The organism is Candidatus Kryptoniota bacterium (assembly GCA_036567965.1).
In the GTDB taxonomy this organism is placed as follows: Bacteria; Bacteroidota; Ignavibacteria; order Kryptoniales; family JAKASW01; genus JAKASW01.
In genome coordinates this window covers 15,572-38,523 of sequence record DATCTN010000027.1, presented here as the reverse complement: position 1 = coordinate 38,523, position 22,952 = coordinate 15,572, and the positions used below count along the sequence as shown (strand labels likewise).

20 protein-coding genes and 1 tRNA gene are annotated in these 22,952 nt (G+C 49.0%); 5 read left to right on the top strand and 16 right to left on the bottom strand.

Features of this window, described 5'->3' with window-relative positions; all coding sequences use genetic code 11:
* The first annotated feature begins 146 nt into the window (after positions 1–146).
* Genes lexA through VIS48_12525 form a run of 3 tightly spaced genes read left to right on the top strand, consistent with a single transcriptional unit; the run spans position 147 to position 3,074 of the window.
* On the top strand, positions 147–776 hold the full coding sequence (gene lexA, locus VIS48_12535) for a transcriptional repressor LexA (GenBank protein ID HEY9166975.1): 630 nt from the start codon (positions 147–149) through the stop codon (positions 774–776).
* Positions 777–789: 13 nt separating this feature from the next.
* Positions 790–2,118, top strand: coding sequence for a DNA polymerase IV (locus tag VIS48_12530; GenBank protein HEY9166974.1), 1,329 nt, complete (start codon positions 790–792; stop codon positions 2,116–2,118).
* Positions 2,119–2,153: 35 nt separating this feature from the next.
* The gene (locus tag VIS48_12525) at positions 2,154–3,074 is read left to right on the top strand and encodes an NHL repeat-containing protein (protein HEY9166973.1); all 921 of its coding nucleotides are present in this window, start codon (positions 2,154–2,156) and stop codon (positions 3,072–3,074) included.
* A 107-nt stretch (positions 3,075–3,181) separates the two neighbouring features.
* Here the strand turns inward: VIS48_12525 and VIS48_12520 are convergent, their stop codons facing one another.
* From VIS48_12520 to VIS48_12485, 8 genes are all read right to left on the bottom strand, one after another.
* Positions 3,182–4,168 (bottom strand): D-glycerate dehydrogenase, encoded by a 987-nt coding sequence (locus VIS48_12520; protein HEY9166972.1) that lies wholly within the window; start codon positions 4,166–4,168, stop codon positions 3,182–3,184.
* A gap of 147 nt (positions 4,169–4,315) precedes the next feature.
* Complete coding sequence (metG, locus tag VIS48_12515; protein HEY9166971.1) at positions 4,316–6,385, bottom strand: methionine--tRNA ligase; 2,070 nt, start codon at positions 6,383–6,385, stop codon at positions 4,316–4,318.
* Positions 6,386–6,395: 10 nt separating this feature from the next.
* Positions 6,396–7,427 (bottom strand): regulatory iron-sulfur-containing complex subunit RicT, encoded by a 1,032-nt coding sequence (ricT, locus tag VIS48_12510; protein HEY9166970.1) that lies wholly within the window; start codon positions 7,425–7,427, stop codon positions 6,396–6,398.
* Positions 7,420–8,559: a DNA polymerase III subunit delta' C-terminal domain-containing protein gene (locus tag VIS48_12505; protein HEY9166969.1), complete on the bottom strand. Its 1,140-nt coding sequence runs from the start codon at positions 8,557–8,559 to the stop codon at positions 7,420–7,422. Before VIS48_12505 ends, ricT begins: the two co-directional genes overlap by 8 nt.
* Positions 8,559–10,562 carry a BamA/TamA family outer membrane protein gene (locus VIS48_12500; GenBank protein ID HEY9166968.1) on the bottom strand — a complete coding sequence of 668 codons (2,004 nt, stop codon included), beginning with the start codon at positions 10,560–10,562 and terminating at the stop codon, positions 8,559–8,561. The genes VIS48_12505 and VIS48_12500 overlap by 1 nt, the downstream gene beginning before the upstream one ends.
* Before the next feature lie 72 nt (positions 10,563–10,634).
* On the bottom strand, positions 10,635–10,859 hold the full coding sequence (locus tag VIS48_12495) for a DUF2795 domain-containing protein (protein HEY9166967.1): 225 nt from the start codon (positions 10,857–10,859) through the stop codon (positions 10,635–10,637).
* 59 nt (positions 10,860–10,918) lie between these two features.
* Positions 10,919–11,857: a M23 family metallopeptidase gene (locus VIS48_12490; GenBank protein HEY9166966.1), complete on the bottom strand. Its 939-nt coding sequence runs from the start codon at positions 11,855–11,857 to the stop codon at positions 10,919–10,921.
* A gap of 205 nt (positions 11,858–12,062) precedes the next feature.
* The gene (locus VIS48_12485; protein ID HEY9166965.1) at positions 12,063–12,383 is read right to left on the bottom strand and encodes a hypothetical protein; all 321 of its coding nucleotides are present in this window, start codon (positions 12,381–12,383) and stop codon (positions 12,063–12,065) included.
* 533 nt (positions 12,384–12,916) lie between these two features.
* Between VIS48_12485 and VIS48_12480 the strand changes: the two genes are divergently transcribed.
* Both VIS48_12480 and VIS48_12475 read left to right on the top strand, forming a co-directional pair.
* Complete coding sequence (locus VIS48_12480; GenBank protein HEY9166964.1) at positions 12,917–13,399, top strand: NYN domain-containing protein; 483 nt, start codon at positions 12,917–12,919, stop codon at positions 13,397–13,399.
* A 3-nt stretch (positions 13,400–13,402) separates the two neighbouring features.
* Positions 13,403–14,083, top strand: coding sequence for a DUF1573 domain-containing protein (locus VIS48_12475; GenBank protein ID HEY9166963.1), 681 nt, complete (start codon positions 13,403–13,405; stop codon positions 14,081–14,083).
* Positions 14,084–14,093: 10 nt separating this feature from the next.
* On the opposite strand, the gene clpX is transcribed toward VIS48_12475, so the two are convergent.
* The 8 genes from clpX to VIS48_12435 form a co-directional block, all read right to left on the bottom strand.
* Positions 14,094–15,359 (bottom strand): ATP-dependent Clp protease ATP-binding subunit ClpX, encoded by a 1,266-nt coding sequence (gene clpX / locus VIS48_12470; GenBank protein HEY9166962.1) that lies wholly within the window; start codon positions 15,357–15,359, stop codon positions 14,094–14,096.
* 2 nt (positions 15,360–15,361) lie between these two features.
* A complete protein-coding gene (locus tag VIS48_12465; protein ID HEY9166961.1) occupies positions 15,362–15,505 on the bottom strand; it encodes a hypothetical protein in 144 nt (47 codons plus the stop codon).
* A gap of 27 nt (positions 15,506–15,532) precedes the next feature.
* Positions 15,533–16,144 carry an ATP-dependent Clp endopeptidase proteolytic subunit ClpP gene (gene clpP, locus VIS48_12460; protein HEY9166960.1) on the bottom strand — a complete coding sequence of 204 codons (612 nt, stop codon included), beginning with the start codon at positions 16,142–16,144 and terminating at the stop codon, positions 15,533–15,535.
* Positions 16,145–16,148: 4 nt separating this feature from the next.
* Positions 16,149–17,435 carry a trigger factor gene (gene tig, locus VIS48_12455; protein HEY9166959.1) on the bottom strand — a complete coding sequence of 429 codons (1,287 nt, stop codon included), beginning with the start codon at positions 17,433–17,435 and terminating at the stop codon, positions 16,149–16,151.
* Positions 17,436–17,501: 66 nt separating this feature from the next.
* Positions 17,502–17,584 (bottom strand) — tRNA-Leu (locus VIS48_12450).
* 630 nt (positions 17,585–18,214) lie between these two features.
* A complete protein-coding gene (locus VIS48_12445; protein ID HEY9166958.1) occupies positions 18,215–20,500 on the bottom strand; it encodes a TonB-dependent receptor in 2,286 nt (761 codons plus the stop codon).
* Between the two features lies 1 nt (position 20,501).
* Positions 20,502–21,452 carry a hypothetical protein gene (locus VIS48_12440; GenBank protein ID HEY9166957.1) on the bottom strand — a complete coding sequence of 317 codons (951 nt, stop codon included), beginning with the start codon at positions 21,450–21,452 and terminating at the stop codon, positions 20,502–20,504.
* 660 nt (positions 21,453–22,112) lie between these two features.
* On the bottom strand, positions 22,113–22,823 hold the full coding sequence (locus tag VIS48_12435; GenBank protein HEY9166956.1) for a hypothetical protein: 711 nt from the start codon (positions 22,821–22,823) through the stop codon (positions 22,113–22,115).
* Positions 22,824–22,952: the final 129 nt, after the last annotated feature.

Genomic DNA, 22,952 nt, shown 5'->3' with positions numbered 1-22,952 from the left:
AGTTAGGTAACTATAACAACGAGTAAAACTCCCAATGAATAACAAAAATACCGATTTTGCAGAAGGTCCGTCGCAATGCCGCTTGACATTCGCATCGCCCTCCCACATATTTAGTAGAAATATATCTACTATACGCTGGAGGAGTTATGGAAGAGCTGACTGACAGGCAACAGAGGGTTTTTAAATTTATTCAGGCGCACTACAAGAAGAACGGTTTTCCTCCGACGATCAGGGAGATCGGTCATCACATAGGTGTGAAATGGAATCACGGAATAGAAAGACATCTTGATGCGCTTGAGAAAAAGGGGTACATAAAGCGCTCGCGTGACAAAAGCAGAGGCATCCAGCTCGCTTACAAGACCACAGGAACGGAAGTGCCGATAGTCGGACGAATCACCGCCGGCAAGCCCATTCTCGCCGTGGAAAATATAGAGGAGCGTGTTGTCCTCGATCCTTCATTCGTTCGCGGCGACAGCAACTTTCTGCTGATGGTAGAAGGGTTGAGCATGAAGGACGCCGGTATTCTCGACGGCGACCTGGTGTTGGTGCGTCAGCAATCGACTGCGGAACCCGGCGATATTGTTGCCGCGCTGCTGCACGACGAGGAAGCAACCGTAAAAAGATTCAGACAAGATGGCGACCAGATTTTTCTTGAACCGGAGAATCCTGAATTTGCTCCCATCGTAGTAGACTCTTCCTCGGTGAAAATAATTGGGAAGGTGCTCGCAGTACTCAGGCTTCTCGATAATCAGCTCACAGTGAAGAAACTTCCCTAAGGAAACCACCTGCGTGTCTGCCTCAGAGAGAGACAGGTATCCTACCATATTTCACATCGACGTCGATGCGTTCTTCGCATCCGTCGAGGTGGCACTCAATCCTGATCTTGCGGGCAAGGCTGTAATCGTCGGAGGTCTCTCGACTGACCGGGGAGTGGTCGCCTGCCCGAACTACGAGGCGAGGAAACTCGGTGTGAAAACTGCGATGCCAATATCCGCGGCGTACTCCCTCGCGCCCGATGCAGTTTTCATAAGAGGAAGCTATCGAACATATGAGAACTATTCACGCCGGTTCATAAAGATTCTCGAAGATTTTTCTCCCGACGTCCGCGCCGCCAGTCTCGACGAAGCATATCTCGACGCGAACGGGTGTCTTCATTTCTGGGATTTTCAACCTCGACTCCTCGCTTCTGAGATCAAGAGGGCGATATCGGACGAACTGAAAATAACCGTCTCGATAGGAGTCGCTTCCAATAAATTATGCGCGAAGGTAGCTTCCGACTATTCAAAGAAGACGCGTGACACTGCTTCAAAGTCCGGACCACCGGATGGCCTTTATATCGTCGACCTGGGAAGTGAAAAAGATTTTCTTGCACCCCTTCCCGTCTCTTCGATTCCTGGAATAGGTAGACGCACAACCGAGGTGCTGAACGATATCGGAATTACAACCGTTGGCGCGCTAGCCGGGTACGACAAGAAATCACTTCACGAAATCTTCGGCCTCGTCGGCGAATTCCTCTACCGAGCAGCCAATGGTCTCGGGGATAGGATTATCTCATCGGAAGCCGGGCACGCGAAGTCAATTTCCAGGAGCACGACATTCGGCGAAGATTCGGATGATGAAGACTTCATATTATCCACGATATTCACTCTCTCCGAAAGTGTTGCGTCGGAACTCAGGGACGGACGTCTGGCGGCAACAACTATTAATGTTAAGATGCGCTATTCTCACGGTACTCCGATCTTGGGCTTTAGTGAAAAGCGCAGATTCACTGATCGGCAATTCGTAACTTACCAGAAGGATTTCACGGTGAGAGAGCCCACGAATTCAGAATTCGAAATCACTTCGGTTGCTTTCGAACTCTTCAAATCGCTCTGGCTTCCTGGCAAAAAGGTCAGATATGTCGGTGTACGCGTTTCAAATATCAGAGAGGAAAAAAGCCAGCTCGACATTTTTCGGGCGGATCACGACAAGCGACGAGACTTGCTTTTTGATATAGACAAGATCCGTGGAAAATTCGGTTACGATTCCGTTTACTTCGGGATAGCTAAACTTGCCGATAACAGACGCGCCGCGGCGCACCGGGTAGTCGGATTTGTGCCGCATTCACGCCGCAGATAATTATTCCACGCAAAACCTTGAAAGAGTCCGGCACTATGAGAATATTTCTAAAGATGGATCTCATCAGGTCATTTCTGTCGACAATTTCGGATCAATTTGCTTTACTTCTCGCACCGGCACTGATTCTTTTTTTGACTTCATTCCACGAACTTCCCTCCCTTGTTGCAGATTACTCGTTCGGCAATTTCAGGGACCCAAGGGGAATAAGTATTGATGCGGCGGGGACCGTCTACGTGGTTGACACAGGGAGGGACTTGCTTTTGCGATACGACACCAAAGGTGATTCCACGGGAGGAGTCGGAGGCTATGGCTGGGGAGATTATCAATTCGACAAGCCTTACGATGTCTGCGCGACAAACGGAGTCGAAATCTACGTTGCCGACTACAACAACCAGAGGATCCAGCGGTTTGACAGGACTCTTGCGAACGTCGCGACATTAGACACGCACGACGCGGCGGACGAGTCTGACCGATTCGGATATCCTTCCGGAGTCGCCGTTTCGAGGCTTGGCGATTTGTTCATTTGCGACGACGAAGATATCAGGATGGTGAAGGTCAACACTTTCTCAACTGTTGAACGAACATTCGGAAATTATGGAGAGGGCGCGGGAGCACTCTCCATGCCTGGTCAGGTGGCAATCGGATCCCACGACGAAATTTACGTTTCCGATAAAGGACGAATCGCGGTCTACGATAATTTTGGAAACTTCGTCAGGTCAATAGGCGCCGGGCTGCTTCACAATCCCACCGGCATAGGAGTAGGGAATGACAAGGTCGGTGTTTGTGACTCGGATACATTGTACTTTTTCGCTCTCGGAGGCGAGCTCCTTGCCAGGTTTTCACCGGCAGATGTGGTGGGGGAAAATGTGGCTCACTTCGAGGATGTGTCGATAGAGGCAAATAAGATCTATATCCTGACAGACAGAAAGGTCGTCGTCACAAGATCGAACTTCTAATTTTTGCTTAATGCGCGCGCGAAAGACTAACACCGATATATCATCAGCAAGACTTCAAAAACGGCGGAACATATCTTCGGTTTCTTCCATCAATTCTCAAGAAGAGATCAGACGGCAAGGACTTCGGGGTTCACGATCGCGGGGGGACGTTCACCTTTATAGACCGCGATGACGTTGGCAGCGGCAAGCTCGGACATCTTCGCGCGCGTCTCCACAGTTGCGCTGCCGAGATGCGGAGCTAGCACGACATTGTCGAGTCGCATCAAGGCCTTGTTTATTTTCGGCTCGTTGACATAAACGTCGAGTCCCGCGCCGGCAATCTTCCGATTCTTCAAGGAGCTGATCAAAGCGTCTTCGTCAATTATCTCCCCGCGTGCAGTATTGATGATGATAGAATCGGGGTTCATGAGTTTCAACTCGCGCGGCCCGATCATCCCGCGGGTATCGTCCGTGAGCGGGACATTCACACTTACGAAATCGGCGACGCTCAGGAGGTCTTCGAGTTGGAGGAATTCACCTCCAATCGATTCTATCTCACTGTTCCTTTTATGTGAAAAGTACTTGATTACCATCCGGAACCCGAGAGATCTCCGCGCGACCGCCGTCCCGATTCTTCCAGCTCCGATGATTCCTATTGTTTTGCCGTTCACCTCATGACCGAGCATCAGTAGCGGCGTCCAGCCTGTGAATTTTCCCGAACGCACCAGCCGATCACCTTCCGCAATTCGCCTCGCGGTCGCAAGGAGCAACCCTATCGCCATATCGGCAGTCGCATCCGTAAGAACGCCGGGCGTGTTTGTTACGACAATTCCCTTCCTTGTGGCAGCAGGGACATCAATGTTGTTGTAGCCAACTGCAAAGTCGGATATCACCTTTATACTCGAGAGCCTGGAAATGACATCTTTGTCGAACCTATTACTCAGCATCGCGACAACCCCGAAAGCACCATCGAGCTTCCTCAGGAGCTCCGTGGGAGTCAGGTCCTTGTTAATCATGTTCATATCGACCGTAAAGTGTCTCTTCAGGAGCAATACTCCGTTTTCAGGAATACGGCGGGTAACTACAACTCTTTGATTTGCTTGGACTGATTTCATGCTAATGGGAAATGTTGATGATCTAAGTTAAGAGAATAAGAACAGGCAATGATTGTCGGTATACAATTTCTCTCTCAAGTCTGCGGGTCCGCTCCGCCTGTGGTCAGAACTCGCACGAGAACCTGAATTCTCTCTTATGACAGGATTTTATTTAACGATGCTGCCGCTCTCGAGGTCGACGTCAATCGAGAGGATGGCAAGCTTGCCGTCTTCAGTGGAAGCCGCAAGGAGCATACCGTTCGATTCCAGTCCCATCAGTTTGGCCGGTTCGAGATTCGCGACAATGATGATGTTCCTTCCCAACAGCTGTTCCGGTTTATAATGCTTCGCGATTCCGGCAATTACCTGGCGCTTGTCTGGACCCACCTCAACTTCGATCCGAAGGAGCTTTTCCGACTTAGGAACCTTTTCGCATGCGGTTATTTTTCCAACACGCAAGTCGACCTTTCTGAAATCATCGATCGTAATCTTCGGTTTCAGCGGCGCGAAAGGAGACTTGGGAGACACGGAGATGTTCGCATCGTTGCCGGTCGTCTTGCTTATCTCGTCATCAATCACGGAGTCCTCAATCTTGGCAAACAATATACGGAGTTCGCCCAGTTCCTTCCCATCCGGAATTTCGAGCGACCCTGTGGAGTCCCATCGGGCGGACGCGGCCTTTCCGTCGAGCCGCAACATTCTCCAGATTTCCTCGGATGCGAATGGGATCACAGGAGAGAGAATTATGGCAAGCGAACGCGTCATCTGGACGCAAATGTTAATCGTCGTCCCGCATTGCTCCGGATCTTCGATCCTCGTTTTCCATGGCTGCGAGTCATTGAAATACTTGTTGGCAGAACGGGCAAGCGACATCGCTTCGACGACTCCGTCACGGAATTTGAACTCATCGAACAATTTCCCCACTTTGGCAGGTGCATCCTCTATCTGGCTTATCGCCCACCGATCAAGATCGCTTAGTTTTCCTCTTGCCGGCACTTTTCCGACGTAATACCTTTGGACAAATTGGAGTGTCCTGTTCACAAAATTCCCGAGTGTGTCGGCAAGCTCGTTGTTTACGCGCGCCTGGAAATCCTTCCAATAGAAATCGCTGTCGCGTGATTCCGGCAGATTTAATGCCAACGCGTATCTCAATGTGTCCGGCGGAAACACTGAAATAAAATCACCGAGGTCTATGCCCCATCCTCTGCTCTTCGAAAATTTCTTTCCTTCGAAATTCAGGAACTCGTTGGCGGGAACCGCATCGGGAAGTATATATCGTGATTTTCCGCCGTCGTTCCATGCCATGAGGAATGCGGGAAAGATCAATGTGTGAAATACGATATTGTCTTTTCCTATGAACGCGATATACCGGGTTCCTTCATCCTGCCAGTATCTTTTCCAGAGATCGGGGTCTCCCCTCAGCTGAGAGAGTTCGCGCGTGGAAGAAATATATCCGAGGACCGCTTCGAACCAGACATATAACACTTTGTTCTCGTAGCCATGAAGCGGCACCGGGATTCCCCAATGAAGATCCCTGGTTACAGCGCGATCCTGCAGACCCTCCAACAACCAACTGTCGATATATGCGCGGACGTTATCCTTCCAGGACCGTGACCGGACATATTCCTCCAGTCTTTTCTGGAAACGACCGAGTGGAAAATACCAGTGCTTAGTTTCACGGACGACAGGAGTTGATCCGCAGATTTTGCATTTCGGATTTATCAGCTGTGTTTGCTCAAGCCACGTACCGCACCTTTCGCACTGGTCTCCTCGTGCCTCCGGATTCCCACAGACAGGACAAGTGCCTTCGACATACCTGTCAGCAAGAAACATCCGATCGGTTTCACAGTAAAGCTGCTTCTCACTCTTTTCGACCAGAAGTTTCTGGCGATAGAACTCAAGAAAGAATTCCTGTCCGGTCTGGTGATGGACAGGGAGACTCGTCCTGGAATAGTTGTCGAAGCTCATTCCGAATTTTTCGAAGCTCGATTTGTTCATCGAATGATATCGATCGACAATTTCCTGAGGTCCGACATGCTCTTTTTCGGCAGTGATAGTGATAGGAACGCCGTGTTCGTCCGAACCGCAGATAAATATCACGTCTTCGCCTTTCAGGCGCAGGTAGCGCACGTAAATGTCGGCGGGTAAATACGCACCGGCCAGGTGGCCAAGATGAATCGGCCCGTTTGCATAGGGAAGCGCAGCAGTGACGAGCGTACGTGAGAATTGCGAAGACAATTAATTACCGTTAATGGTTATGAATCTGGTTTACGTGGTATGTGTTCTGGAAGGATTTAACGTCGGCCAGGTTAACTGCCTCCACTACATCCGTGTTCTGATAACGTATATAAATGAAGTCTCTGAATATGTCCAATTTATCTATGACCCCCTCGCCCTTCGAAGTGACGATCTTCGCCGTTAAAGGTGGAAATCTTCTCAAGGCATCAGCGTAGCTTTCCAGTTCAAAAAGAATGCAGCACTTCAGCCTTCCACAAGAGCCCGCAAGCCTCTGAGGATTGAGAGAGAGATTCTGGAATCTTGCGTGATCGAGATTGACACGCTTGATTTGCGACATCCATCCCAAACAACAGATCTCCCTGCCGCAAATTCCGAGTGCTCCTATCTTTCGCGCCTCGTCACGCGCGCCGATCTGCCTGAGCTCAATCCTGGTCCTGTATACACTCGCAAGATCGCGCACCAGCAGCCTGAAGTCGACACGCCCTTCAGCGGTGAAATAGAAAGTTATCCGCGACCGGTCGAACTGGTATTCCACAAGCGCCAGTTTCATATCGAGGTGATATTTCTGACTCCTCGCGTTGAAAATCGCAACCGCCTTCTCTTCCGTCTGGCGGTTCTCCTCCAGTTGTCTGACGTCCTCTTCTCCGGCAAGTCGGAGAACGTTTCTCATTGGTTGACCTACAAGTCCTCTGGAGCGGCGCTTCTCATGCGCGGCTTCGCCGACAGAAACGACCATCCCCATATCGGTCCCGCGCTCTGCATCAAGAATGACCATAGATCCAGCTTTGATCTCGCCGCCCGAGTTATTCACGCAAAAGCAGCTGCGACTCGACTTAAAACGGATCTCAACCACATCAAGTGCGGCTTCCTTGTTTTCCAGGTCTGCTCCGACAGGCGGCGACCCCGATGCACACTCCGTGCATCCTCCACAAGGTCCAACGAACTCGGAGAGCGCAGTAGCTTCGATCTCCTCGACTCCAAGTTCGTACTCTCTATCTTCTAGCCCTTCTAACCCTTCAAATTCGCCAAGATCATCAGGCATTTTCAGCCTCTCTATTCTTGTTCAGCAACCCGCTAAGGTTCAACATCAAATTTACAAAAAGGAGTCCTAAATTCACATTCCCGTCTATCTGAGCTATTGCCGTATCTATGATATTCGCGGCTTCAACCAAGCGAGTGTCGTCGAAGCTCTTTGACATTCTCGTCAGTACGTCGATACGGTCCTGGTTAATGATCTCCTCCGGGAGATCGAAGTGCATTACAGCCGCGTCGCGCAGCCATATCTGGACCATCTTGAGGAGAGTCTCAGTGCGAACGGCATCTTTGGTCTCAAGTGCCTTAAGAGCGCGTGAGGCCATTAGTGAATAGTTGCTGACTGCGATGTCCCTCAAGATGTCGAGCGCCTCGTCCCTTATCTCCAGCGTTTCCGTCTCGAGGAGCTCTACCGCTTTACTGTAGGAACCGCCCGATAGTCTTGCCTTAAGCTTCGCATCCGCGCGGTCAGTTGAGTGCCTCTCGACGAGAGCTTCCGCAATCTCTTTTTCCGAAAGGAGATCGAATCGCATTGTCTGACATCTCGAGACAATTGTCGGGAGGAGGGCACTTCTCTTGCTCGTCGTAAGTATGAAGAGTGTCCCCGGGCTTGGCTCTTCCAGTACTTTCAGCAAGGCGTTAGCAGATTCCGTTCCCACTTCATGCGCCTGCATTACGATTACGACTCTCCTGCCTCGCTGGAAAAGGGACAACGCATCCTCTCGTATCACTTCCCTGATGCTGCTGATCTTTATTATTTGTGCCTTCGGAACAGACATCGCATGGTACGGATCGCGGGCTTTCTGCGCAAGCTCTTCCCTGATTTTCTTTATTGCCTTCTCGTCGAGCTTGTCCAGCGGACCGTCGTCTTTCGTTTCACCCTCTCCCCTTGGGAGCGGGAATACCAGATGGATATTCGGATGCTGCAGCGCGGCCGCCTGTTTGCACGAAGTACATTCCTCACACGCCTCGTTGGCGCCTCGCTCACAGTTCAAAGTCTTTGCAAGCTCTATCGCGGTGGCATCTTTGCCGATTCCCTCGGGCCCATCGAATAGCAGGGCGCCCGGAATTCTGGCCGATGAGATTAATTGCTTCAGAAGCCCCTTGACTCTTTCCTGCCCTATGACTTTATCCCAGCTCATCAGAATGCCTGCTCAATTCCAAAGCTGAGCACGAACTGACGCGCGATCATACTCCCGCTCTGCTGAAAGAGAAATTGCCGACCTGCCGGAGCCTTCGGGTCATAGAATCTGAAGCCGAGGTCGACCCTTAGTGGTCCGAAGAATAAATTGTACCTCAACCCGAAACCGACTGCCACGGCCACGGAACTGGGCGTTATCTGATTGTAGGAATCCCACAAGTTGCCCGCGTCGACGAATAGAACGCCGCCAATATCTCCTGCAATATGAAACCTCTCCTCAACATTTGTCTCGATAAGTGCGTTGCCTCCGTATTCAGGGAACTGCACGTCACCCAACTCGCGGGTCCTCCAGCCACGTATACTCCCCGACCCTCCCGCGAAGAAACGATGGTTAAGAGGAATGGGGCCGTTGAGGTTTTGTTCATACGTTCCGTATTCCTGCGCATAGCCCGCATTTGCGCGGAGCGCCAGGATATTTGTGGCTGCGTCGTTCAACGGGATGTACCACCGTCCATTAACAGTAAACTTCCAGTACTGAGCAAAGGGGAAATCAGAATGAGGAAAGACAGAACTTATCAGTTTCGGTATTACTCCGGCTTCCTCGATCGTAGCCGAATTGAAGAAACCTCTTGTAGGAAAAAGTTTATTATCAGTTTTGTCGCGCTGTATCCCGAATGTAATGATCGAATTGAATTGAGGAGTCTCAAGTCCCAGCGGGAGCGGTATCGCTTTCAAGGAATCCACTTTTGCACGCTCTATGTCCCAGTCCAGGTATCCGGTTGTGAACTGCGCAAACCTTTCGCTAATCCTGAACTTATTCCTAGCCACGAGTTGGACGTATGGCTCCTGCTTATCGACCAGGAACGAGACGTCCCAGGTAAGACTGGTCGCGTTAGAGAATAGATACGGCTGTATCATTTCTGCCGTCGCCTCGATTCTCCCCACCGTGACAGTGTCCTGCAAGGCTTTCGAGCTGAATGTCACAAGACTGAAACTCTCGAGTTGAATGCTTGCGTTCAAACTGAGCAGCCTGGCGTCTCCAAGAAAGTTGCGATGAAGATAGCCGAGTCCGCCGCCGTAGTTAAATGCGTTATTCTCATCGCTTATCAGGAGTTCCGGCGTGATTTCGTGCGTCGGCCGGGACCTCAGAGAGATAACCACGGGTAAAGTATCGGTCGGTGGGGGTTTGTTCGGGATGACTATCTTCGCCAGTTCGAAAAGATTGAGCTCATATAGCCGTTGCTCGCTCAAGCTGTCTGCCGTGTAACTGTAAACGTCTCCGCCCTTGAAGAGCATCTCACGCAGGACCACATGACGCTCGTATGAGACGTTTCCGCTGTCAAGTGATATCACTGACAAATCTCCCCACAGATATCGTCTACCTGCGCTAAAATATAGATCGACCTTGACCTGCACGCTGTCTGAATCGACCCGCACCGGTGAGACAACGAGGCTGTCTCGCTTTGCGTACGCGTAGCCGTCGTTCTGGAGGAGACCGAGAATGCGGTTAGCTTCACCGACCACGCTGGAAGCAGAATAGCGCAGGCCGATTTTCAAGGCTGGTTTTTCATTCAGCAGCTCAGAGAAATTCTCCGAACTGTCCCTTATCCCGTGAAGGCCGATCGAATGCACATAAGAAGCAGGTCCTTCATTAATCATTACGTGGACATCGACAATGTCATCGGCGTTGTCATAATCGAGACTGCTATCTACACTCACAAACGGAAAGCCGTTGTCCTTATAAAAATATTTGAGCCTGAACAGATCGGCTCGAAGGACAATCGGGTCAAGGTATCTCGCGCTATCCCCAATTATGTGACCCAGCTTGTACAAGAAGCGGGAGAATCCGGATCCGGACTCTCTGGTTAGCATTATCGCTCGAAGATCGGCATCCGAGAACGCTTCATTTCCCGAAAAAGAAATCGAATGAATCATGAATTTACTCTGAGCAGTCGCGGCGGAGGAAAGGACGACTAGGAGGAAAAGTGTGTAAAGGGGTTTCATCGAACATTTAAGATACAAAAAAGCCCAGTTGAATCCGAAAATCCAACTGGGCCGTTTAGGGATATCTAGTTTTTAATATTCGCTTTCGTCTTCGTAAAAGAAATCTTCGTCGCTCGGATAATCGGGCCAAATTTCTTCTATACTCTCGTAAGGCTCATCGGTATCCTCGAGTTCCCGGAGATTTTCAACCACCTCGATAGGCGCACCTGTTCTGACAGCGTAGTCGATCAGCTCGTCCTTCGTAGCGGGCCAGGGAGCATCTTCAAGGTATGTCGCGAGCTCTGGCGTCCATATCATATCACTGACCTCCTTTCTTTCATTACCATAGGTAGCTAGCATCTCTTATCGTTTCTATTTCAATTCTTCGCTGCATCACTGTAAATGCCTGAAACATTGTAATCCCGGTCATTGAAAAAGTATGAGTTCGGATCGACGTGGACCCCGTTCTTCAAAACCTCGTAATGGAGATGTGGTCCTGTCGACAGCCCGGAGTTACCGCTCAGCGCGATGACCTGGCCTCTTTTCACTTTCTGTCCGTCGCGAACCAGTGGCTTAGAGAGGTGACCGTAAAGAGTGGAATATCCAAATCCATGATCGATTTCGATAACGGATCCGTATCCGCCGCGCTGGCCGATATAAGAAACGACGCCATCTCCCGTAACGTGCACAGGAGTCCCGATATCGGCAACAAGATCGATTCCTTCATGCATGATTCTCATCCTGAGAATAGGATGAAACCGGTAGCCGAAGCCGTCTGTTTCAACTCCGCCGCGAATCGGATCAATAGCCGGGATGTGCGCAAACAATTTCTGATTAGTCTGGTATCTGTCGAGTATGGTCAAATAACTCTGCGACTGGAAACTGGCCTCGCGTTCCAGCGCATCGAGTGTCCCGGTCGCACGACCGATCAACTCGTTCGCATCCGAAGAAACTCCGTAGTCTTGGTTCACTTCAACGCCACCTACGGAAACTTTTCGCACGTCTTCGGACAACTGGGGTAAATTAGTCGCTGATCTCAACTGTGCATCGCTCTTGCCAAGTGTGCTCATAACCGACTCAAACGCATCAAGCCTTCTGTCGAGCGAGGCAAGTTGTGCTTTCAAAACCGTATTCTCTCTTGCTATGCTGTCTGCGCGTAAACTCTTCAACCCAAATACATCCAATCCGAAATATCCGGCCACCAATGTAAGAGCAGACGATGCGAACATCAGCGAAGCGACAACAATTGCCAGCTTCGCCGCTCCCACCGACTTGAAACTCAGATCGGACTTAGAGTAGTAATACAGTTTTCGCATTGGCGCTTCCTCTTTTCTAGAGACACAATTAAGCCCAAAAGCAAAACAGCCAATAGGCAAAAATAGGCCGATTTTTGACAGAGCTGTCAGTCAAAAACGACCTGTGGAAGTTAAAAAGGCTTTAAGTCTTTGTCAAGAAAAAAGTTGGGATGAAGACAAATTAATGGAAAAAGAGGTACTTAGGCATCACGTAATGTGAGTCTGATCAAAAAATGGATGGGAAAAGTGCGACGGCAACCCCGACTAATGTCCCATCCACAATTCCTACCGCGATAGATAGGAGCAAAGCTGGAAACAGCTTTTGACCGGCCATTTCGCTAATAATGAAAATTCCGGCTACACCTCCAAATCCTCCGGAAATAGCACCTACGATCCATCTTTCAATCCCAATTGGCTCCGCCTTTATGAAATGAGCGGCTGAGGTAGCTATCACTGCGATAACTGTAGCACCTATCATACTGCCAAAGAGCAAGTCGCGTTGTTCTCTTGAGGAGAAGAGTCTTTTGGAATGTTCTACTGCTGTCACTCGAAACGAATTCCTTGGTTTTCCAGACGAGAATCTTCCAATTCTATGAAATACCACATTTATTCGTTGATTTCCCAAAGGGTATATAAAAACGAGGCACTCCCGGGCAGGAGTGCCTGTTTTCCGCAGCGGGAAGAAGAATCTTTACTTGGGGTTTGACCGCTAAATTAGGAGGCTGCATTAGGGCATGCGAGTCGTGCTTCGCGATTTGTGGCAGCGTGGGATAACTGAGCGGCAAGACCTTCTTCCCATGTCAGGGGGCTGTTTGCGGGTATGCAACTCTTAAAACTAAAACTCCATTCAGTTCCCTGATTACAAATCAAGTTTTTATAATGAACAATCAATCTCAAACTCTCTTCTTGTTATTTAGCTAATTCCGTGCCGGAAATTTGCCGCGAGAATCGCCGGAAAACCTGTTCGGCTAGATGGAAGAGTCGCAAGTTGAGAAATGGAGTGGCAAGTTGCAAAAGAGGAATCTCACTATCGATTTTTGTGGCGATTTAAACCGCTCGCGAGCATGATTATATTATTCCATGAGATGGTTGATAGACGGATATAATGTCATTCTCTCAAATGAGAAACTAGCAAAGCTCATGAGGCAGAATCCGGAATCGGCAAGAGATGAGTTGATTCGGACCGTACTAAATTCCGGAATTGCGAGAGAGTCCGTAACGATCGTCTTCGATGGGAAGCATTCCGGCTCCATACAAACGCCCGCAAAAAATCTTGAGATCATATTCTCTTCGCTTCCCGAAACCGCGGATGATGTGATAAAGAAAAAAGTAGGAATGAGCTCAAGCAGACGCTCGACGGTTGTAGTGAGTGACGACAGGTCGATCAGAAATTTCGCAAGAGAATGTGGGGCAGGGGTGCTCGGGAGCAGGGAATTTCTGTCTTACCTTAGCGAGAAGAAACGGAAAGTCTCATTTGAGAAGCGATCGGAGAAACCAGAACCCAGCGGAAGTGTCGACGCGGAACTCCTCCGGCTGTTCACGGAAAACAAAAAGAAGAACTGAGTCATGTTGTTAGCACGCCCGCAGATAATTCTTATTTTTCTTTTCGCATCATATGCCGCAGGCCAGATAAAAATTTCGGACGGAACCGAGATCAACTTCGGCACGATCTATAATACATCTAGGCTCATATCGAAATCTGTCATCCTCAAGAACACCGGCAAATCAACGCTCGTGATAAAGGGTGTGCGAACGAGCTGCGGCTGTACCGTGGCGAAGATATCCGACAGCCTGCTCGCGCGCGGAAGACACACTATCATCCATGTCACATTCAATCCGGAAGGCTACCTCGGAAAGGTCAGTAAATTCATTCACGTTTTTACAACCGATCCGTTAAACCCAACGATTACGATCAGACTGACCGGAACGATTGCAACTGTTCTACAGTCCTCGCCTCCGTATATTTCGTTCAGGGGTTCAAGTTTTGGAGCACCGGACACTGTCAGGTTATTGCTCACAAATGTTACGAGCGCACCGGTCCGTATTCTGAAGGCGGTATCAGAATATGGTGACATTAAGATCACCCTCGGCAAGGACAAACTAGGAAAAGGGGAATCTACGACTCTCATCTTGCGCCGCCAATTGCAACGGGGCAGCAAGATGAGCGGCTACATCCGCGTCATGACCACAAGCAAACTCCAGCCTGTTCTACAGATAAGGGTGTTTCACGGATTTGGTGCAGGTTAGGTCGCAGGGACTAAGCGGAAGCTTGTTTCCTGGCCGCGAGGAAGAGAGGTTCCGCGGCGGAAGTAATTACGTCTTTTGTGATTATACATTTTCCGACGTCGGACATCGATGGAAGGTTATACATGATATCCAGCATCTTGTCTTCGATTATCGACCGCAAGCCTCTCGCGCCGGTTCCCCGCTCGATCGCCTTCTCGACGATCGCAATGAGCGCTTCATTTTCAAATTCAAGATCAACATCCTCAAGCCTGAAGAGTTTCTTGTATTGCTTCACGAGCGCATTTTTCGGGAGAGTCAAAATGTCGCGCATGGCTTCCCTGCTCAGAGTGTGCAACGATGCCACGACCGGCAAGCGACCTATGAATTCGGGGATTAGCCCGAACTTCAGGAGATCATCGGGCTGAACCAGCGGGAGAAGTTCATTTACTTGGTCGTCATGGACAGTGTGTATTTCGGCACCGAACCCGATCGGGTTGCGGCTGACTCTTCGCGCGATGATCTTCTCGAGCCCCTCAAAGGCGCCTCCGCAGATGAAGAGAATATTCCTGGTGTTAACATTTATAAGAGGCTGCTCGGGATGTTTCCTGCCGCCCCGCGGCGGAACTCCGGCGGTCGTCCCTTCGAGAATTTTCAAGAGAGCCTGCTGGACTCCCTCTCCGGAAACATCTCTCGTTATCGAGGGGGTCTCGCTTTTCCTCGCGATCTTGTCAATCTCGTCAACATAAACAATTCCCCGCTCGGCGCGCGTTACGTCATAGTCCGTGTTCTGGAGAAGATGGACGAGTATCGTCTCGACATCGTCGCCGACGTAGCCCGCTTCCGTCAGCGTAGTCGCGTCCGCGATCGCGAAAGGCACATTAAGCACCCTCGCAAGTGTCTGGGCTAGAAGAGTCTTGCCGGTTCCGGTGGGACCCACCAGAAGAATATTGCTCTTCTCGATCTCAGTGTCGTCCTCCCCAACAAGATCGTGCGGCATCGAAATTCGCTTGTAGTGGTTGTAAACCGCAACAGAAAGAGTTTTTTTCGCGTGATCCTGGCCGATGACGTATTCGTCGAGAGCCGCTTTGATCTCGACAGGAGTAAGCGCGCCTTTCTCGGGAGATTCATCCTGGTGCTGCCTGTATGCAGGGATGTTACTCCTGAGGATCTCTACGGAATGTTCGACGCAAACGTCACAGATGTAAACCTCGCCCGGACCCGCCACGAGGCTCCTGACTTCCTTCGCGTCGCGTCCACAGAAAGAACAGCGCATCTCTTCCTGGTGTTGTTTACTCATACTTAATCAGCTTCTTCTTTTACTTCCTCTTCGCTCTGTACTTTTGCAGAAGGGATCCATCTCGACACATCTGCGATGACAGTCGGGACCGCTATCGCAAAAAGTATTGCGAAAACAATTATAACCAACAGTATCAAACTGCCCATGAAAATCTTGGCTACTCCGAATTAGTTTCACTTCTTTTTACCGTCTCTCTTTGCCAGCACGTTGTCGATCAGTCCATACTTCACAGCGTCATCGGCCGACATAAAATAGTCTCTGTCTGTATCTTTTTCAATTTGATCTATCGGTTTTCCGGTATGGTGGGAGATGATCTCGTTCAGCCTTTTCTTGGTCTTCAGCACTTCTTCCGCCTGGATACTGATATCTGCCGCCGAACCTTGAAATCCGCCCCACGGCTGATGGATCATTATGCGCGCGTTCGGAAGAGCAGTCCGCTTTCCTCGCGCGCCTCCGGTAAGAAGAACGGCACCCATGCTCGCCGCGAGCCCGACGCATGTCGTTGCGATATCCGGTTTGATATACTGCATCGTATCGTAGACCGCGAGTCCCGCAGAGACGCTTCCGCCCGGGCTGTTGACATAGAGGTTGATATCCTTGTTCGGATCTTCGCTCTCGAGAAACAGAAGCTGAGCTATAACGAGGCTCGCCACCGTGTCGTCGATTGCCGTTCCAATAAAAATGATTCTTTCCTTTAGCAGCCTGGAAAATATGTCGTATGCGCGTTCACCACGTCCGGTCTGCTCGATTACATATGGGATAGTCAGCTGATTATAAATTTCCATTTCCTCAGTCCTCGTGTTCGTGTCCGGGAGTTTTATCGACAACTTTCACGTCCGAATTATCGACTATAAAATTAAACATTTCGTTAAAAAGAAGCTTGTTCTTCACGTCGTTTGAATTCTTATAAAAGTCGAGAAGTCTGCCCTTGTCGAGCCGGTATTTTGCCGCTTCATCATCGGCGGTCCGCTCAAGCACCGAATTCTCCACGCTGATCGCTTCTTTCTGTATGATTGAAGCGGCGAGGATATTCCACTTCACGGCGCGCACGGCCGCCGGCCTGTACTTCTCCTTCACGAAGTTCTCGTCCACTTCCTGATTGCCGGACTGCTTCTTTAGTTCTTCCAACAGGTCGCTGAGATAGTCCTCGACCATGCTGTCAGGCACTTCGAACTCATTTACCTTAAGGAGCTCCTCGGCGATCCGGTCGCGCAGTTCCTCCTCCGCTTTCTCCTCGTAATAATGTTCGAGCTCCCTTTCGATATCGGCTTTGAGTGCGCTGAGTGTTTCCATCTTACCGCCGGAGACTTTCTTTGCGAAATCGTCCGTGAGCTCCGGCATCACGAACTTTTCCATCTTCTTCACAAGCACTTTGAACGGTTTCTTGCCGACCGATTTACCGCTCTTGTCAAAAGTATCGAGCTCAATGTTGAACTCGTCGCCAATCTTGCTCTTGAGAAGTCTTCCTCTCATGTCGGCGAGCTCCGGCGCCTTGCTTCGAAGATCGATCTTATAATTTTCGCGCCTCTGGCCGATCAGAGGGACGCCATTCACGTCGACGACCTGAAGATCGACAGTGACAATAGCGTTTTCGTCCTCGATGGCGTCTACTTCCTGCTTTTCAGCGTTCGCTTCACGTATATGCGAGAGCTCGTGGTCAACATTTTCAGGAGCGATCCTATACATCGCCCGTTCCAGTTTCATCCCTTTGTAGTCCTTCGGCTCAATTTCCGGGACCACTTCGTAAGTCAGACGGAAATGAAGAGGGTCACCGGATTTCCGTGTGTCGAAATTATAATCGACGACTCCGGCAACTTTTGTTTTTTCTTTTTCGAAAATGTCCTTGACAATGTCGTTTACAATATCGGGAATCGATTCAGATTCTATTTCGTCTCCGTATCTCTTCTTCACGATTTCAATGGGAGTCTTGCCCTTTCTGAAACCTGGTACTGCAGCATTCCGCTGGAATTCCGAGTAAGCATTTTCCAGCTTTCCCTTGACTGGTTCGTCCTCGACGGCGGCCGTCACTTCGAGCTGCTTCTTCAGGCCGCCGAGTTCAGTGATCTTGTAATCCATCATGCTCCTTATTAAAGAAAACTTTCCGCGCGAGAGGCAATGTGACCCCCGTCTTCCGCATTTTCGTGGGTAGAGGGGGACTCGAACCCCCATCCCTGTGCGGGACTAGCTCCTAAGGCTAGCGCGTCTGCCAATTTCGCCATCTACCCGACCGGGTTCACTGCTCTCGCAGGAACATAAATATAACTCACGATCTTCAAATCTTCAAAAGCATCGAAAATTACAAGCTTTCTGCTCGGTTTCTACGCCAAAGGGTGCTCAAGACATGCTTGCGCCTTGAGCATTTTACTTTCATTGGCAGTAGGTATTTGCCATTTTCTTCAACCGATGGTTACCATTTGGTTACTGTCTGCGCTTGGTTGTATCGGTTTATATACGCTTCGGTGATGATATGGTGACTGAGCACAATCATGCGGCCCCGCATTATATATATGATTCCTCTCTCTCCACATTAAGAAATGTCCCGCCACCCATGATGATGACGAGATTCCCAGGTTGTTCCGCTGAGAGTCAACAGACAGTTTCCGTCACCACCGTCCCCCTCCAAATGCAGGCTCTCCATAGACAAATATTTAGTACGCTTCTGGAAGGAAGGCTAGAGTATAATGCAACGCGGCGAGACCTCACAGTCCCCTAATACAAAGACCCTCGACAGTGGAAGGTGCTCGTCCTCTCAGTTCGCCGATGGTTGACCAAATATCTAACCCGGCATTAGTACGCAACCACTAGGCTGCTAACTAGATTCTTTTGATCGTTCGGGAAAGAGGCCAGACCTTGCATCAGATTTTCCACTTTAGCGAAACATTTACCATGAAAGGCAGTGAATACTCGACGCTGCCATTTATGTTGTTGATATAGAAGACGTTTTTACGGTTGTAAATATTTATTAACATGAGCTCAGAAGTGAGGTCTAGTCCGATCAAGTGAAATTCGTAAGACCCGCTTGCATCAAGTCTATGGTAAGCTGATATTCGTTCGCTGTTGGTCGCTCCAAAGGCTACTTGACTTGAAGCGTTGCTGAGCAAATAGGCTACCCAATCCGCAGGATTTATACGCATCTCTGGATAATAGCCGGCAAGTGGTGTGTAAGGAAGTCCGGAGCCATATTCCCAGTGGGTACGCAGCCACAGTCTTTCCAGTGGTTCCCAACCCAAGGAGAAGTTAAACTGATGACGCCTGTCATAAGTAGGGGCAAAGGTGAATCCTTCCGAAGTGTTTGTGACCTTAGCAAGCGAATAATTTCCCATCGTGTAGAAGATTCCTATGTCGTATTTGGCACTCAGTTCAATCCCGTAAGATTCTCCTGTCCCAAGAATGAAGTCAGGATCACTTTCGTCCACCTTATTTCGATTGATCAATACAAGTTTAGTGAAGTCTTTGTAGTAAACTTCTGTGCCGACATCCAGAAAATCTAATAGCAAACCTTTACCTCCTAGTATAAAATGGTATGCCTCCTCGTCATCTGTGTGAGTAGTCGCATCAGAAATCGGGATGATAAGATTGAATGGTGTGTAAATATCGTTCTCGTTATTAAGATTCATGACTCGCTGGTGGTATAAGCCGGTTGCTAAATAAACTTCCGAAGCGGGATCTAATTTGTATGTAAGCGTCGCTCGAGGGTCACCGAGATATCCATGGTTCCCTCCCATCACATAACTGAAGTTCCGCGCCATATCGATCCTCATTCCCAATTCAATCGAAAGCTTCCTTATGAACTCCCACTTGTATTTTAGCCAGAAATTTGGCTCGGCTTCAGTCTGATCGATCGCCAAAGGCAAACCGAAGGCGTTAGTGAATGTGAATTCATACGTTGGGAAGTTGAATAGGAGGCCAAAGTCAAGTTGGGCAGTTGGGCTAGGATAATAGGTCAGGTTTCCGTAAACCCCCGGATCGCTTATCTGGCTTAATTGATGGTACAGATAGCTCGAGGATTTTGGAAGCTGTTCAGCTCTGTAAACTGATTTCGATATGGAAAATTGAATATTGTAGTCGTCCCCGAAGAAGTAATTACCCGTTAACGCATATCCGCTGTTGCGCCAGTGGTAATCCGGGTCCATGTTGTTGCTGCTCACAATCTGATCACCCGTGGAAAAATATTCCAGAGAAACGTGACCGGACGAATAAAAATCGGTCGTGAATTTCCCAAAGCCGTCATAAAACTGAAATGGTAAATTGAGATTGAAGAAGTTATTGAGCGTATTCCTATTCAGCGATGTACGAAAGAAGCCGATAAAACTCGTGTGACCTTGGAACAAGTTGAAAGGTAACGGACCGTACAGCGCGATGTCCGACGAAAGGAGGTCAAACGAACCTGCCGCTCCGTAATTATACTTGTCGCCGTCCCTAGTCTCGATGCTCAGGACTGATGAGAGTCTTCCACCGTATTCTGCCTGGAAACCACCAGTGCTCACATCGGCAACCTTGACTATCAAGGGATCGACGAAACTGAACAATCCAAATGCATGAAAGAGATTATAAATTCGCATACCATCTATAGTCACAAGATTCTGATCTGCAGCGCCTCCACGGACATAGTATTGACTTGATATCCCGCCGATAGTTACCACACCGGGAAGCTGTGTCACGGCCTGGAGCAGATCGTTGTTGAGGAGACCTGAAGCTTTTTGGAGCTCTCTTGGAGATAAAACGAAAGTGCTAGGTGAGGCAGGCTTCATCTGACTCACGGCTTCAGCTGTTACCAAAACAGGATTCATCGTAGGCGGCTCTTCGGGGAGGCGGAAAGTCACTTCCACTACACTTAACGAACTTTCAACTTCAAAATTCTTTCGTTTGAATCCCACTGCGCTCACCACAAAGTGTCTCGAATGATAAGGGATCAGAGGAAGAATGAAGTAGCCTGCGGCATTAGACGCTGTTCCTATAGTGGTGCTGTCAACCCTGACTGTAGCGTAAGGAATTCTTTCGCCCGTCGACGAGTCTACAACGGTGCCACGTAGAGTATATGTTCTTGGTTGACTCTCCGCAGGAGACACGACAAATGCCAATCCAAAAAGGAGGACCGAATAAATTATTAGATTTGTTTTCTTAGTAACACTGTCTCTCATTTTACGGATAGACTTTTATAGCTAACGAATCATTCGAAGCACTTCCGAAGAAACCAAGTCCACCCACTATGTTCGAGTAAACTGGCCTCTCAGTTCTGAACGTAAATGGTTGGTTAAAACCATGCGAAATGCTGTAGAAATCATACAGTGCCGCATCGACTTGGGTGACCTTGACAACGGCATAAATCGTACCACTCCGAATGCTATTCAGTGCCAGTGACAATGCATCCATACAATTGCGCAGATTAAATGTTATATCAGCTAACTGACCATTTACTCGCATGAGATATGTTGTCGTATCCTGCTGGTACACTGGATTAACTACGATCTCTCCGGAAACATGACTTCCAAATCCGTCAATGCCATCATACACAACGTCTAGTGTTGCTCGAATTGCTTTTGTCAGATGAGATGGGTAAACCAAGAACTTTAAATCAGTCGTATCAGAACCCGAAAATCGATTTCTAAGTTTTGCATCCGTTTCAGCATCTGCGACATAAATTGTGGCGCTATCAAGTACTGTCAGACTCGATGTAATTGTAGCATACCTGCTGGCGCTTGCAGCGAGTAAGAGATTCGATCCGGCAACGATTGGAATTGACGTTTGTAGCCAGTTCATTGTGTCGGCATAAGATCCGCGTAGCTGAAATTCTTCCCCCGTCGCCCCATTTACTACTGATCCGGTCAAAGAATCTACCTTCTCCGAATGATTGGGATCAGCAATCGGATTTTTGCTATTTGTTTGAACCCTAAGTGTCAGCGCCGAATCTCCCCTGAACGCGATACCGTAAATTACAAGCCGTGGTGAATAATCCTCCTTCACTTGAAACGGAGAACTACAGCTTTGCATCACAAGGGAGCATAACAAGAGCAGGAAAGCGAGCTTGAGCGACGTCGTGCTTACTTTGAAGAGCGGGTGGAACTCATCCCCTCCAAACAAAATCCTTGTCATGATCTTCGTTCGCAGACTCCCTGATATCTCGCCAGCCGCCTTAGCAAGTCTACTTCCTTAATGTGAGTCTCAAGAGCCAGAAAAACAACTTACCTTCGCACATGCTCACGACCGCGATCTTCAGGTCAATTATAGTATTGAATCTGAATTGACCTAAATTGCGCAAAACATCAAACAAAGCTGGCGAGTAAGAACGCAATGCTCGATTGAAGTTACCTCTTTCTTATTCGTTCCGCGGCTTCGTATGCATCAGGATACACCCTCGGGATATGTTAACACTCTGATGCAACTTTCACCCACACCTCCTTGTGTCGAGATGCGGTATCGACTTAGAAATCTAGCGGGCGTCAATTTGTTCAATTCAGTAAGGCGCAATAATTACGCCGGCGCGTTTTCTTCGATTACTTGCTGTATTCAAATAAATGATAATTGAAAGTGAGAACCAAACCACCCACTTGGTCTGGGTCGTCACACTTGATCCAGCAACCAAAAATTGCTATCTCGAATACTAGATGGATCGTGGAGATGTTAAATCATTCATTATGATGAGAGATGAGATTTCAGCCCTGTACCATGATAACATCCGGAATCGAGAGTTTACTTCTTCGTCTTTTTCCTCCATGATCGATTGGCGTTATGTTAATCGAATCAACCGTCGCTTCACCTAATTGAGTAGCTGGAAAGTAGAAGACGATATGTTGTATCCCGAGGCACGTTCCAGATTAATGTGCGCACAATTTCACCGACCAGTCCGATGCCAGGAACATAGTAATCGAAGATATCGTCAAAACCGGCGACGTCCTCACCCTGGCTCTCTTTGTAATTGTATACATAGCATCCCGTGAACGTCCCGAAAGGCGTAGTTATTGAATCGTCCGTTGACACAAGGAAGTGAGTGAGTGTGTCTTTCACGTAGAACTGTCCGTCCGAATAACTCACATTAGGCACAAGCAGCGAATCACCAACCACACCAGGATATTTCAGCATCAGACTTTTCACGATCAAAGTATCTCTACTGGAGATTCCACCGGCCCCCACAAGTCCGTCAGGACAATTCCAGTAAATCCATTGAAAATCGGGTATCGGTTCTTCGTTGAAACGATAGTTCACGCCATAGGCTTTCACCCTACCCTTTCCCGTGTCAATGACGGTACTACTTAATACTTCCGTGGTGACAGTGTCAATTGCTCCGTACGTGGACAAGGCAAAGTAAACCCACTTGTTACCCACCGCGAGGGGGAGAATTTCGTTCTTGCTGTTTCCCGAATCGACCGGATTGCTGCCGCAGTGAGATATTGACTCAAACACGAGAAGCACCAATCCAAACAGCAACAGTCTAAAAACAAAACTTCCAATGCGGATACTTGTCATGACGACTCCTAGGTCCGACTTCGCCGAAGACTTGACACTTTAAAGTGGTCTTTCAAATCTGACCCTGTCTTACCCTGATTTGCATTCTAAGGTCTTGATGTATCACCTTTTCCTGACCTCCTGGCACGA

Bases quoted from the DNA above. Each gene is read 5' to 3' on its own strand.
- lexA (HEY9166975.1), top strand. From the start codon at position 147: ATGGAAGAGCTGACTGACAGGCAACAGAGGGTTTTTAAATTTATTCAG.
- VIS48_12525 (HEY9166973.1), top strand. From the start codon at position 2,154: ATGAGAATATTTCTAAAGATGGATCTCATCAGGTCATTTCTGTCGACA.
- VIS48_12520 (HEY9166972.1), bottom strand. From the start codon at position 4,168: ATGAAATCAGTCCAAGCAAATCAAAGAGTTGTAGTTACCCGCCGTATT.
- ricT (HEY9166970.1), bottom strand. From the start codon at position 7,427: ATGCCTGATGATCTTGGCGAATTTGAAGGGTTAGAAGGGCTAGAAGAT.
- VIS48_12505 (HEY9166969.1), bottom strand. From the start codon at position 8,559: ATGAGCTGGGATAAAGTCATAGGGCAGGAAAGAGTCAAGGGGCTTCTG.
- VIS48_12500 (HEY9166968.1), bottom strand. From the start codon at position 10,562: ATGAAACCCCTTTACACACTTTTCCTCCTAGTCGTCCTTTCCTCCGCC.
- VIS48_12495 (HEY9166967.1), bottom strand. From the start codon at position 10,859: ATGATATGGACGCCAGAGCTCGCGACATACCTTGAAGATGCTCCCTGG.
- VIS48_12490 (HEY9166966.1), bottom strand. From the start codon at position 11,857: ATGCGAAAACTGTATTACTACTCTAAGTCCGATCTGAGTTTCAAGTCG.
- VIS48_12480 (HEY9166964.1), top strand. From the start codon at position 12,917: ATGAGATGGTTGATAGACGGATATAATGTCATTCTCTCAAATGAGAAA.
- VIS48_12475 (HEY9166963.1), top strand. From the start codon at position 13,403: ATGTTGTTAGCACGCCCGCAGATAATTCTTATTTTTCTTTTCGCATCA.
- clpX (HEY9166962.1), bottom strand. From the start codon at position 15,359: ATGAGTAAACAACACCAGGAAGAGATGCGCTGTTCTTTCTGTGGACGC.
- VIS48_12465 (HEY9166961.1), bottom strand. From the start codon at position 15,505: ATGGGCAGTTTGATACTGTTGGTTATAATTGTTTTCGCAATACTTTTT.
- clpP (HEY9166960.1), bottom strand. From the start codon at position 16,144: ATGGAAATTTATAATCAGCTGACTATCCCATATGTAATCGAGCAGACC.
- tig (HEY9166959.1), bottom strand. From the start codon at position 17,435: ATGGATTACAAGATCACTGAACTCGGCGGCCTGAAGAAGCAGCTCGAA.
- VIS48_12445 (HEY9166958.1), bottom strand. From the start codon at position 20,500: ATGAGAGACAGTGTTACTAAGAAAACAAATCTAATAATTTATTCGGTC.
- VIS48_12440 (HEY9166957.1), bottom strand. From the start codon at position 21,452: ATGACAAGGATTTTGTTTGGAGGGGATGAGTTCCACCCGCTCTTCAAA.
- VIS48_12435 (HEY9166956.1), bottom strand. From the start codon at position 22,823: ATGACAAGTATCCGCATTGGAAGTTTTGTTTTTAGACTGTTGCTGTTT.